Below are 11,584 nucleotides of genomic sequence, written 5' to 3'. Positions count from 1 at the left end.
AACTCGCTGGACAATCCATCCCCTACCGTCCAGGACAACATGGTTTTTGCCGCCGCACAGGCGCCTCGAAACCATGCACAAAGCCATCGGCCGATGGCAGTACTTGGGAGGGCGGGCGCATGATCTTGATTACCGGTGGTGCGGGATACATTGGTGCGCACGTCGCACTGGAATGGCTGGGCCAGGGCGTGGACGTGTTGATTCTCGACAACTTGTGCAACAGCCAGCGCGCGGCGATCGAGCGCATCAGTACGCTGGCGGGAAAACGACCGGAGTTCATTCAGGGTGACGTGCGCAATCGACGACTGCTCGATAATCTTTTGCACGATTACCCGATCGATGCCGTGGTGCATTGCGCCGGGTTGAAAGCGGTCGGTGAAAGCGTGCGCGAGCCCCTGCGCTATTTCGACACCAATGTCGGCGGCAGCCTGACCTTGTGCCAAGCCATGGCCAAGGCTGGAGTGTTCCATCTGCTGTTCAGTTCATCGGCCACTGTTTACGGGGACTGCGCCACCCTGCCGATCAACGAAAACTGCGCCACCGGCCAGCCGACCAATCCCTACGGCATGTCGAAGCTGATGTCGGAAAACATCATGAAGAGTGTCGCCAGCTCCGACCCGCGCTGGTCGATCGGTCTGCTGCGCTATTTCAATCCGATCGGTGCGCATCCTTCCGGCCTGCTCGGCGAGGCGCCCACCAGCACGCCCAACAACCTGCTGCCTTATCTGCTGGAAGTCGCCAGTGGCCGACGCGTGCAGCTGTCAGTGTTCGGCAACGATTACCCGACTCCGGACGGCACCGGTATTCGCGATTACCTGCACGTGGTCGACCTTGCGCTCGGTCATGTCTGCGCGCTCGACGCCTTGCGCGATCGCCATGGCATGAGCGTCTGGAACCTGGGTACCGGGCGCGGCTATTCGGTGCTGGAGGTGGTCAGCGCGTTCGAACAGGTCATTGGTATCAAGATCCCGTTGCGTATTGAAGCGCGGCGCCCGGGCGACATCGCGCAGTGCTGGGCGGACCCGCATAAAGCCCTCGAAGAACTGGACTGGCAGGCGAGCCGCTCATTGCCGTGCATGCTCGCCGATGCCTGGCGCTGGCAGTGCAATCAGCTTGGGCAGGTCGACGTGCGCCAAGCCAATTGAACGTTGCGCACGGTCATTCATTGTCGTGACCGTGCGCGTCGGCACACGTTAATCGCCCGGACTCGCCGCCAGCGATGCGTTCCGCCTGATCGATACCGCGCTTGAGCGCACCCTCGACCGCCCATTCGATGCCGGGCAGTTTCCTGATGCGCTCGTAGGCGCATTCGCCGGTCGCGGTGTAGACGCTGATGAACATTTCCACGTCGCCGTATAACCAGAGCCCGATTCATAGCAGTGCCGGCACCAGCCATGGCACCAGTCGTTCGTACATGGTCGGTTTCATCATTTCGGTGATCCTGACGGTGATTCCCTTTGGCCTGGTCATGTACCCGACGTTGCCACGCAGCGTCACCGCCTGGGTGGTGGTCGCGTTGGGAGCGGTGCAGGTTTTCGCTCACCTCAAATACTTCCTGCACCTGGACACCGCCAAGGAGCAGCGCTGGAACCTCAGGGCGCTGATCTTTTCGGTGGTGATCATTCTGCTGCTGGTCGGGCTTTCGCTATGGATCATGGGCAGCATCCACCACAACATGCTGGCGCACTGACGCCGCTGAACGGGGTGCTGCCCTCGCCCTTTGCTCTACCATCCATCGGGTACGGTGGAAAATCATCAAACCCAGAGGCAGGTCCGTTATCAGAAGCGGTAACGACTTCGGCGACAGACAATCTTGAGGACACTGATGGCTATTGATCTTTCCCCCTCCCGTTGCGCCCGCGCGGGATGTAGCTGCGGGTGCGGCGTTGACTATTCATACGACCCTCGCGCCATCGGCACGCTTTCATCGTGAGTCTTGATCGAAGCAGCCTCAATCTGGTCGCGGCCGCGTTCGCGCTGACGGCTTTGTCCTATGGCCTGGCGCGCTTCGCTTATGGACTGTTGCTGCCGCAGATCCGTCAGGATCTGGCGCTGAGCGTGTCCGCTGCCGGCTGGATCGGCGGCAGCGCTTTTGCCGCTTATTGCGTGGGCATCGTTGCGACGTTTGTCTGCAACGGCAAGGTCAGTCCACGCGGGTTGACGGTCATGGCCGGCGCGGCTGCAACGCTGGGGATGGGCCTGGTGGTTATCGCTTCGTCGGGATTGGCGTTGGGCTGCGGCGTGGCGCTGGCGGGATTGAGCACGGGTTTGACCTCGCCGCCACTGGCCAGCGCGGTGGCGGCGCGTCTGGTTGATGCGGACCGCCCACGCGCCAATGGCTTTATCAATGCCGGGACGGCGGTCGGTATCGTTTTTTCCGGCCTGGCCGCGATCGGGGCCGCCGGGCAATGGCGCGAGCTGTATGCGCTGTTTGCCTTGATCGGCATCGGCGTCACGGTCTGGCTTTGGTTTGCCGTACCGCGCCGGGTTCAGCATGAGGCCACGCAGAGTTTTTCGCTGCTCATGCTGCGTCGGCCCGGTGTGCTGCCGTTGTGCGCCAGCGCTTTCCTGATGGGATTGGCGAGCACCGCGGTCTGGACATTCGGCGCCGATATCCTGCGCAGCCAGGCCGGTTTCAGCGATCAGTCGATCGCATGGGCGTGGATCGTGTTGGGCGCGGCGGGGATCAGCGGCTGCATGACCGGCGTGCTCACAGGGCGCTTCGGTGTCGCACGCATGCAACATCTGGCGCTGGCCGGCATCGCCCTCGGCACACTGGGGCTCGCCGCTGCTTCCGCCTCGGCCGGCTTGGGCCTTGCAGCGATGTGCCTGTTTGGCGCGGCCTATATCATTTCTTCAGGGGTTTATCTGCTGCAAGGCATCAGCCTGTTGCCGGATCGCCCGGATCTGGGGCTGGGCATTCCGTTTTTGCTGTTGGCACTCGGTCAGACCGCCGGCACGCCAATCTTCGGCGCGGTGCTGGAGGCTGCTGGCGTGATCGTTGCCTTGTGTGTTTTTGCGGCGGCCGCGTTCGTCGCCATGCTACTGAGTCCGAGAGGTGGTGAAAGTCCGCGCAGGCAAATGTGCGGCTCAGGAGTTACCTAAGGCTTGGAGCGCCAATGATTTTTATCGTCAGGAGTAGAAACCATGGCCGTAAATATCAGCAATCTCACCCTCTCCACTCCGGTTGCCGTCTCGGCAACCAACCCGGTTGCACTCGAGCTAAACGGCGCCGAGGCCATTGCGCAGTTCCCCAGTATCGTCACAGTGCTGCCGGATGGCTCACTGCAACTGTCCGCGCCGACCAAGGGCCCATCAGTGATCTGTTGATTTCGCATACCTGGGCGGCTGATACGCGCAAGGGCCTGCGCAGCGTGTGCTGGCAGGCCCTCGTGTAAATCTAAACGCCAATTACGACGCGTCGATCCAGATGGTTTTCAGTTCAGTGTATTGGTCGTGCGCCCAGATCGACTTGTCGCGGCCGCCGAAACCCGATTCCTTGTAGCCGCCGAACGGCGTCGAAGCATCGCCCTCGCCGAAGCAATTGACCGTGACGATCCCCGCGCGAATGCCGCGCGACAGCTTCAGCGCGTGGCGCAGGTTGCCGGTATACGCCGAAGCGGCCAATCCATAAGCCGTGTCGTTGGCCAGCGCGATGGCTTCATCGACGGTCTGAAAAGTCGTGACGCTCAGCACCGGACCGAAGATTTCCTCCTGGAACAGGCGACTGTGACGGCTGACGCCATCGACGATGGTCGGCTCGACGAAAATATCGTTGCGGGTCTGGCCGCCCGCCAGCACGTTGAGGTTTTCATCGCGGGCAATATCAAGATACGAACGCACCTTGTCGAAATGCGCCTTGCTGATCATCGAACCCAAGCGGTTCTCAGGATCAAGGGGGTCGCCCATTTTCCAGTCGCCGAGGTGCACCTGCACGCGCTGCAAGAGTTCCTCCTTGATCTCGGCGTGAACGATCAGCCGCGACGAGGCCGAGCAGTTTTCGCCCATGTTCCAGAACGCGCCATTGACCACATGCTGCGCGACGACGTCGATGTCTTCGACATCATTCATCACCACCGCCGGGTTCTTGCCTCCGCACTCCAGCACGATGCGCTTGAGGTTGGATTCGCTGGAATATTTGAGGAACAGCCGCCCGGTGTCGGTCGAGCCGGTGAAGCTGACCATCGCCACGTCGGGGTGCCGACCCAACGGCTCGCCGGCCTCCTTACCGCCGCCGGGGACGACGTTGAACACGCCGGCAGGAATCCCCGCCTGATGCGCCAGTTCGGCAACGCGCAAGGTGCTCAGGGTGGTTTCCTTGGCCGGTTTGACCACGATCGAACAGCCTGCGGCCAGCGACGGGCCGATTTTCCAGGCGAGCATCAGCAGCGGGAAATTCCATGGCAGTACCAGCCCGACCACGCCGATCGGCTCACGCACGACCATGGTCACCGCGCCAGAACCGACCGGCGCCGTGGCGTCGTAAATCTTGTCGATCAGCTCGGCGTGCCAGCGCAAGGTATGGATGGTCTCGGGCACGTCGATGGTCTGGCATTCGCGGATCGGCTTGCCGCTGTCGAGGCTTTCCAGCACCGCCAGTTCATGGGCGTTGTCCTCCAGCAATTGGGCAAAGCGCAGCAACACCGACTTGCGTGCCGAGGGTGCGAGTGACTGCCAGCGGCCGTCATCAAACGCTGCTTTCGCTGCGGCGACGGCCTGATCGATATCTTCGGCATCACACGCGGCAATCTCGCTCAGCACCTGCTCGGTGGCCGGATTGGTCGTGGTGAACGTCTTGCCGGATTTTGCCGGGCAAAACCGGCCATTGATGAATGCCTGATGGCGAAACTCAAGCCTGGCTGCCAGTTCACGGTATTGCTCTTTACTCAGCAGGTCTGCCATTTCAAGCCTCCTCGACGATGCGCGCGACGTTCTTCTGCAGGGTTTCAATCACGCTTTTCAGTTGCTCTTTCTCGGCAGGCTCCAGCGCTTGCAGCGGCGCGCGAACACCGCCGGCACGCAGGCCGCTGAGTTGGCTGCCATGCTTGATCGACTGGACGAACTTGCCACTTTCGAGGACATCCATCAGCGGCAACATCGCCGACATGATCCGCCGCCCCTTGTCGAAGTTCTTCTCCAGAACACAGGCTTCGTACAGCGCAATGTGTTCACGCGGGATGAAGTTGGAACCGGCGCAGACCCAGCTGCGCGCGCCCCAGGCAAAGAACTCCAGCGCCTGATCATCCCAGCCGCAGGACAATTGGATATCGGGGTGCGAGTGAGCCAGACGATGCAGGCGGCTGGTTTCGCCCGAGCTTTCCTTGATCGCGGTGATGTTTTTGCAATCGGCAATGGCAGCGAAGAATTCATCGCCCATCGCGACGCCCATCCGCGACGGATAGTTGTAAAGCATGATCGGCAGACCGCCAGCCTTGTCCACGGCGAGCACGTGGGCGGCGATCTCCTTCTGGGTCGGCAAGGCATAGGGCGGTGAGCCGACCAGGATCGCGTCTGCTTGCAATGCCTTGGCCTGCTCGGCGAAGTACACCGAATCCTCGGTACGGATGCCGCCGGTACCGACCACCAGTGGCAGGCGCCCGCGAATCACCTCTTTCGCGCGTTGGGCCACGGTGACGCGCTCCTCTGCGGTATGCGCGTAATACTCACCGGTCGAACCGCCGATCACGATGCCGTGCACCCCGGACTCGATCAGGTATTCGATCACCTCGGAGAACGCCGCATAGTCGATCTGACCATCGGCGGACAACGGGGTAATGGCCGGGGTAAAGATTCCATCAAAGTTCATCGCGTTTTCTCCAGGGTTCAATATTCAGGATTCGGGCTTCAGGTGTTTCAGCTTTCTCTGCCGGCGCGGTACTGCCCCCACTTGAGGTTCATGTTCACCCCGAGCGAGAGGAACGGTTCAGGCGGGTTGCTGTTGGGGCCGGGCGTCTGCAAGAGGAAATCGATCAGTCCGTCGCGCTGGCCGGCCAGCCAGTCGGCCAGCAACTTACCGGTGACGGTGCCGCGGGTGACGCCGAGGCCGTTGCAGCCCAGCGCGCCATAGACGTTGGGCGCGAGCTCACCGAAGAAGCCGTTGTGATTGCGCGACATGGCCAGCGCGCCGCCCCAGGTGTAGTCAAACGTAACGTCAGGCAGCATCGGAAAACGCTGGTCGAACGAGGCTTTGTGCCGACGCACGAAACGCTCGTTGTATTTGCGGTTGCTGCGGCCGTCGGGGTTGAAGGTGAAACTGTTGCGGATCAGCAAGCGGTTGTCCGGCGTGCGGCGTACCGTGGTGCCGAACGGGTCTGCCGGAATGGCGCCCCAGAACGGTTTGCCGCCCAGGCGCGCCTGCTCTTCCTCGGTCAACTGCCGGGTGATGCTGGCGTAGGTGTAGATCGGCAACATGCGTCCCTGCAGGAAACCGAAACGCATGCCGAACGAGTTGTTCGCCAGAATCAGTTTGTCGGCCGTGATGCTGCCGTGGGCATGTCTGAGCACGGTCTTCGCGCCGTACTCCACTTCGAGAATTGGCGTGCGCTCATACAGCGTGACATTGGCCGGCAGATTATCGGCCAGGCCTTTGACCAGCCCGGATGGCTGCAGCAACACCGCGCCCGGCGTGAACAGCGCCTTGCGATAGAAATGCGTACCGAGATGTTCTGGCAATTCATCGGCGTCGATCATTTGAAACGGCTGGTCGAGCTTTTCCAGACCGCGGCGGTAGGCATCGAGTACGGCGATACCGCGATTCTCCACGGCTGCCTGATATTTGCCGCACGCCTTCATCTGGCAGTCGATGCGGTATTGATCGACCAGATCCCGCAGGATCGATTGGCCGGCCAGATTGAGTTTCAGACTGGTCCGGGCCAGTGCGATGTCACCGATGTAATCATCGGCGCCAATATCGTGGGGCAGATCAATGGCGAAACCGGCATTGCGTCCCGAGGGGCCCAATCCAACTTCCTGCGCTTCGACCAATACCACTTCGTCGTCGGGAAAATTCAACGCCAGTTGCCGCGCGCAGGCGAGTCCGGTGAAGCCGGCGCCGATGATCACCCACCGCGCCGAACGCTGCCCACGGTGCACAGGCTCGGGGCTGCGCGGTTTGCTCAGATGAAACCAGCCACAACTGTCATCGTCGGCGGGTAATGAACTGACTTTCATAGTGTTGAACCGTTAATCGTTGAAGTTGCAAAACGCACGCGGCACAAAGCGAACGCACGCAGTGGCGTTGATCCGGAACTGATAAAAACCGTTACTGGCGCAAACAGTCAGTTCGCGCGCGTTATTCAGTAGTTGGCGGCTACGGCATAACGCCCGCTGCTGGCAGCGTCGCCGGCGTAGTAGTAATCCCTGAACGTCATCGGCGGTAAGCCGAACAGATCCTTGAAGCGCTTGTAGAAGTGCGGATAACTGACAAATCCGGTCGCCAGTGCCACATCGGTCATCGAGCGATCACTTTGCACAATCAATTGCCGCGCCCGGGTCAGGCGCAACTCCAGGTAATAGCGATTGGGCGCGGCATTCAGATAGCGCGCGAACCGCCGCTCCAGTTGCCGGCGCGAGACTCCGACGTGGCTGGCGATGGCATCGATTTCCATCGGCTCCTCGATGTTGTTTTCCATAAGGTCGATGGCGATGTTCAGCGGCCTGGGAATCGCTGCAGGCCGAACACCGTCGGCAGTCATCGCAGGTTTGCCCTGTGCCGGCTGATGCACCCTTCTGATTTCATCTAAAAGCGTCGCATCGTTACGCGAACCCAGTTCCTGCATGATCGCCAGGGTCATATCCAGAGCCGAGTGAGCGTTGGCGCAGGTGGCTCGGCGCTGAGCGAAGATGAATTCACGGCTGGACGCTTTCAACTGCGGGAAGTACTCGCCGATCAGACCGCAACTGTCGCTGTGACAGGCGAACTCCTCGGCGCCGAGCAACCCTGCATCCGCCAGATGGAACGCCGCATTCCAGCATCCGGCGACGATGCCCTTGCCGGCGGTTTTCTTTAGCACCCGGCGCAGCAGCGGATGCGCTGCCAGCCTGACGCGCTGACCGCCGATCACGATCACCGCGTCATGGTTGAAGCCTTCTGCAACCAGTCGTTGCGAAGACACCGGCACGCCGACATCGCTTTCGACCGATCCGCCCTGAAGCGACCAGGTCGAGATCCGGTACTGCGTTTCGCCGCAAATCAGGTTGCCAGTGGCCAATGCATCCATTGCCGTGGAAAGCGTCGTCAGGGAGAAATGGTCCAGCAATACGAAAGCCACTCGCACCACGCGCGCTTGTCCGGAGACCGATGCGGACTGGCGAAAGCCGGTGTTTTGCTGCTTCAACGGGCTCTGAAAGGTTTCCATCTTCGCTCACTCACTCGCCGTTCACTGACACCTGCGACCGTAACGTGGGCGACGGGCTGAGCCGCCGCACACTGTGGTCGAACCGATTACTTCGCCGCCGCGCGTGCGTCGCTCAACCAACCGTCATAAGCCTGCTGATTGGCCTTGATCCATTCCGCGGCGTGGCGCTTGATGTCGGCGAGGGATTTTTCACCCTTCTGCATGCGCAGGTTCTGCTCGCTTTCCGCGCTGGGAGGGATGCTGACCTCGGAGAGGAATTTGCGCGCCACCGGGTTCTTCTCGGCGAACTCCTTGTTCATCACGGCATTGATCGTGTCCACCGGGAACCCGAGGTTCTTGCCGTCATGGAAGGTGTCTTTGCTTTCCTTGCCATCCGGCAGCGAGGTGAACGGCACTGGCAGCCAGACCACATCGCGCCCTTCCACCAGCACGCCGGCAATCCACTGCGGCACCCAGGTGAAGAACAACACCGGTTTACCCTGCTGATAGCGCGCGATGGTGTCGGCCATCAAGGCGAAATACGAGCCGCGGTTATCCACCACGGTCGGGCCGAGCCCATAGGCTTTCATGTGATGCTCGATCATGATTTCGCAGCCCCAGCCCGGGTTGCAGCCTGTCAGGTCGGCCTTGCCATCGCCGTTGCTGTCGAACAGTTTGGCGATCTCCGGTTTCTTCAGATCGGCGAGGTCCTTGATCTGGTAGGCGTCGGCGGTCTTCTTGTCGATCATGTAGCCCTGCAGCACACCTTTCATGACCTGCCCGACTTTTACCATCACATCGTCGCCGCCGGCCTTTTCATAAAACGCCTGGTGCAGATTTTCCCATTCATGCACGGTGAAATCCGCATCGCCGTAGGACAGCGCGAGAAACATCGCTGGGTAATCGACTTCTTTCGGTGCTTTGACGTCGTAGCCCAATTCCTTGAGTCCGGCGAGCACGACCTCACCGCGGAAACGCTCTTCGGCGATGCTCGGGAAAATCGGCGTGATCGACACACCGGCGCCCGGTTTGTTGGCATCTGCCGCGTGGACCGCCGAGCACAGCAATGTAGCGAACAGCGACGCCATCAGGCTTTTCTTGAGAGTTGTCAGTTTCATGTTTCACCACGCTTGAAAGTGTTTATGGGTGAGCAGGCAAACTCAATTGGTCACGGGACGTGCAACGGTCTTCTTTTTCTTCAGTTTCATCAGCAGCCCCACCGGGCCGCTCTCATACCAGCGCTGACCGGTGGCCAGGTCACTGCTGCGTTCACCCATGGCCTGGGTCAATCGATCGAGGAACACCGCCAGCAACACCAACCCGGCGCCGCCGACACTGGCCAGGCCCATGTCGAGGCGACCGATGCCGCTCAACACCATCAAGCCGAGACCGCCCACCGAGATCATCGAGGCGACCACCACCATCGACAGCGACAACATCAGCGTCTGGTTGAGCCCGGCCATCATCGTTGGCGCCGCCAGTGGCAATTGCACCTTCAGCAGCATCTGCGTAGCCGTGCAGCCGAAGGCCCTCGCCGCTTCGACTTTGTCGGCGGGCACCTGGCGGATACCAAGGTTGGTCAGGCGCACCAGTGGCGCGACCGAGAAGATGATGGTGACGATCACCCCGGGGACGTTGCCGATGCCGAAGAGCATGACCACTGGCACCAGATAGACGAATGCCGGCAACGTCTGCATGGCGTCGAGTACCGGGCGGATGATCATTTCCGTGCGATCACTGCGCGCACAGAGGATGCCCAGCGGGATGCCGATGACCGCGCAGAACAACAGCGAGGTCAGCACCAGAGCCAGAGTGACCATGGCGTCATTCCACACGCCGATCAGTCCGAGGCCAGTGAGCGTGGCGACGCTGAAAAGAGCGATGCGTTTACCGCCGATCTGCCAACTGATCAGCCCGGCAATGATGATGAACACCGTCGGCGGCACCGACAGCAGGCTCCACTGCACGCCGTCGAGAACCTGGTCGACCGGCCAGCGAATCGAGCGGAATACTTCGCGAAAGTTACCGACCAGGTATTTGAGCGCGGTTTCGACCCACGCACCGAAGGGAATATTGATGCTCTGGAAAGGATCCAGAATATTGAAATCTGACATGGTGCTACCTCGCCCGCAGAAACTGCTTTATCAATTCTGACTGTTCGGAGTTCAGCTGTTACTCAGGCAGCTCAGTAAATGCCCCTGGGAAATCGAACCTTTATAAAGTCCAACTTCATCCACTACCGGCATTGGCGTTGCCGAAGCTGCGACTATATGAAAGATGTCGCGCAATGAGGCTTCAGCCTTGATGGTTACTTGGCTGCCCGGCAAATAAACAACATTCGAATCCTGCTGAGCGATATCGCCGGCCTTCAATATTCGACTGGTGTCGAAACCATTGAAGAAGTCCCTCACATATTTATTCACCGGATTGCACAGCAGTTCACGCGGCGTGCCGATCTGCACCACGCGCCCGCCCTCCATGATCGCGATGCGATGGCCGATGCGCACCGCTTCTTCAATGTCGTGGGAGATGAAAATGATCGTGCGATCCTGCTCGGCCTGAAGCTTGATCAATTCGCCCTGCATCTCGCTGCGAATCATCGGGTCGAGTGCGGAAAAAGCTTCGTCCATCAGCAGAATGGCGGGGTCATTGGCCAGTGCGCGGGCCAGGCCGACGCGCTGCTGCATGCCGCCGGAGAGTTGATGGGGGAAGCTGAGTTCCTGGCCGGAAAGCCCGACCTGCTCGAGTGCGCCCATGGCCCGGCAGTAGCGTTCTTTCTCGCTGACGCCGCTGATTTCCAGACCGAAACTGACGTTGTCGATCACGCTCATGTGCGGCATCAGGGCGAACGACTGGAAGACCATGCCCATGTCCTTGCGGCGGACTTGCAGCAGATCCTTGTCGGCCAGACCGGTGATTTCCTTGCCGTTAAGGAAGATCTTGCCGGAGGTCGGTTCGATCAACCGGTTGAACAGGCGGACCATGGTCGATTTGCCGGAGCCGGACAAACCCATGATCACGAAGATTTCGCCTCGGCGAACGGAAAAGTTGGCGTCGAATACACCAATTGCCTGACCGGTCTTTTTGAATACTTCAGCTTTCGAGGCGCCCTCTTCAATCATCTTCATGGCCAGCGCTGGCTGATTGCCGAAGACTTTGAAAACATTCTTTACGCAGATGATCTCGTCGGAACTTGTCATACCATGCCTCCTTCGTGTCGCACTTCGATCGCTTTAAACGACGAGCAA

Annotated in this window: 11 protein-coding genes and 1 pseudogene; 4 read left to right on the top strand and 8 right to left on the bottom strand. The window is 60.4% G+C overall.

Going from position 1 to position 11,584, the window contains the following annotated elements; genetic code table 11:
• The first annotated feature begins 119 nt into the window (after positions 1-119).
• Entirely contained in the window at positions 120-1,145 is a 1,026-nt protein-coding gene (gene galE, locus QRN33_RS15905) for a UDP-glucose 4-epimerase GalE (protein WP_285409335.1), read from the top strand.
• A 13-nt stretch (positions 1,146-1,158) separates the two neighbouring features.
• Here galE and QRN33_RS15900 read toward each other — a convergent pair whose 3' ends face one another.
• Positions 1,159-1,341 carry a hypothetical protein gene (locus tag QRN33_RS15900; RefSeq protein WP_285409334.1) on the bottom strand — a complete coding sequence of 61 codons (183 nt, stop codon included), beginning with the start codon at positions 1,339-1,341 and terminating at the stop codon, positions 1,159-1,161.
• Here QRN33_RS15900 and cyoD point away from each other — a divergent pair.
• From cyoD to QRN33_RS15885, 3 genes and pseudogenes are all read left to right on the top strand, one after another.
• Positions 1,334-1,690, top strand: coding sequence for a cytochrome o ubiquinol oxidase subunit IV (gene cyoD / locus QRN33_RS15895; RefSeq protein ID WP_285409333.1), 357 nt, complete (start codon positions 1,334-1,336; stop codon positions 1,688-1,690). The two genes, QRN33_RS15900 and cyoD, sit on opposite strands and share 8 nt — an antisense overlap.
• A gap of 239 nt (positions 1,691-1,929) precedes the next feature.
• Positions 1,930-3,105 carry an MFS transporter gene (locus tag QRN33_RS15890; RefSeq protein ID WP_285409332.1) on the top strand — a complete coding sequence of 392 codons (1,176 nt, stop codon included), beginning with the start codon at positions 1,930-1,932 and terminating at the stop codon, positions 3,103-3,105.
• A gap of 42 nt (positions 3,106-3,147) precedes the next feature.
• Positions 3,148-3,318, top strand: a pseudogene (locus QRN33_RS15885) (polysaccharide lyase family 7 protein); the annotation flags it as partial.
• Between the two features lie 93 nt (positions 3,319-3,411).
• On the opposite strand, the gene QRN33_RS15880 reads toward QRN33_RS15885, so the two are convergent.
• The 7 genes from QRN33_RS15880 to QRN33_RS15850 form a co-directional block, all read right to left on the bottom strand.
• On the bottom strand, positions 3,412-4,902 hold the full coding sequence (locus QRN33_RS15880; protein ID WP_285409331.1) for an aldehyde dehydrogenase: 1,491 nt from the start codon (positions 4,900-4,902) through the stop codon (positions 3,412-3,414).
• Between the two features lies 1 nt (position 4,903).
• Positions 4,904-5,806, bottom strand: a complete 903-nt coding sequence (locus QRN33_RS15875) for a dihydrodipicolinate synthase family protein (protein WP_285409330.1) — start codon at positions 5,804-5,806, stop codon at positions 4,904-4,906.
• A gap of 47 nt (positions 5,807-5,853) precedes the next feature.
• Positions 5,854-7,170, bottom strand: coding sequence for an NAD(P)/FAD-dependent oxidoreductase (locus tag QRN33_RS15870; RefSeq protein WP_285409329.1), 1,317 nt, complete (start codon positions 7,168-7,170; stop codon positions 5,854-5,856).
• 125 nt (positions 7,171-7,295) lie between these two features.
• On the bottom strand, positions 7,296-8,357 hold the full coding sequence (locus QRN33_RS15865; protein ID WP_285409328.1) for a GlxA family transcriptional regulator: 1,062 nt from the start codon (positions 8,355-8,357) through the stop codon (positions 7,296-7,298).
• An 86-nt stretch (positions 8,358-8,443) separates the two neighbouring features.
• The gene (gene proX, locus QRN33_RS15860) at positions 8,444-9,454 is read right to left on the bottom strand and encodes a glycine betaine/L-proline ABC transporter substrate-binding protein ProX (RefSeq protein ID WP_042610386.1); all 1,011 of its coding nucleotides are present in this window, start codon (positions 9,452-9,454) and stop codon (positions 8,444-8,446) included.
• Between the two features lie 42 nt (positions 9,455-9,496).
• Positions 9,497-10,450, bottom strand: a complete 954-nt coding sequence (gene proW / locus QRN33_RS15855; protein WP_116657354.1) for a glycine betaine/L-proline ABC transporter permease ProW — start codon at positions 10,448-10,450, stop codon at positions 9,497-9,499.
• A gap of 51 nt (positions 10,451-10,501) precedes the next feature.
• The gene (locus QRN33_RS15850) at positions 10,502-11,536 is read right to left on the bottom strand and encodes a quaternary amine ABC transporter ATP-binding protein (RefSeq protein ID WP_064361750.1); all 1,035 of its coding nucleotides are present in this window, start codon (positions 11,534-11,536) and stop codon (positions 10,502-10,504) included.
• Positions 11,537-11,584: the final 48 nt, after the last annotated feature.

It is taken from the genome of Pseudomonas sp. FR229a, assembly GCF_030209115.1.
GTDB classification, from domain to species: Bacteria; Pseudomonadota; Gammaproteobacteria; order Pseudomonadales; family Pseudomonadaceae; genus Aquipseudomonas; species Aquipseudomonas moraviensis_A.
Note: the sequence above shows the minus strand (reverse complement) of the source record. Positions and strands in the feature narration are given on the sequence as shown.

Excerpts from the sequence above, each read along its gene's own strand:
- QRN33_RS15865 (WP_285409328.1), bottom strand. The coding sequence starts at position 8,357 with ATGGAAACCTTTCAGAGCCCGTTGAAGCAGCAAAACACCGGCTTTCGC.
- proW (WP_116657354.1), bottom strand. The coding sequence starts at position 10,450 with ATGTCAGATTTCAATATTCTGGATCCTTTCCAGAGCATCAATATTCCC.
- QRN33_RS15900 (WP_285409334.1), bottom strand. The coding sequence starts at position 1,341 with ATGTTCATCAGCGTCTACACCGCGACCGGCGAATGCGCCTACGAGCGC.
- QRN33_RS15875 (WP_285409330.1), bottom strand. The coding sequence starts at position 5,806 with ATGAACTTTGATGGAATCTTTACCCCGGCCATTACCCCGTTGTCCGCC.
- QRN33_RS15880 (WP_285409331.1), bottom strand. The coding sequence starts at position 4,902 with ATGGCAGACCTGCTGAGTAAAGAGCAATACCGTGAACTGGCAGCCAGG.
- QRN33_RS15850 (WP_064361750.1), bottom strand. The coding sequence starts at position 11,536 with ATGACAAGTTCCGACGAGATCATCTGCGTAAAGAATGTTTTCAAAGTC.
- cyoD (WP_285409333.1), top strand. The coding sequence starts at position 1,334 with ATGAACATTTCCACGTCGCCGTATAACCAGAGCCCGATTCATAGCAGT.
- QRN33_RS15870 (WP_285409329.1), bottom strand. The coding sequence starts at position 7,170 with ATGAAAGTCAGTTCATTACCCGCCGACGATGACAGTTGTGGCTGGTTT.
- galE (WP_285409335.1), top strand. The coding sequence starts at position 120 with ATGATCTTGATTACCGGTGGTGCGGGATACATTGGTGCGCACGTCGCA.
- proX (WP_042610386.1), bottom strand. The coding sequence starts at position 9,454 with ATGAAACTGACAACTCTCAAGAAAAGCCTGATGGCGTCGCTGTTCGCT.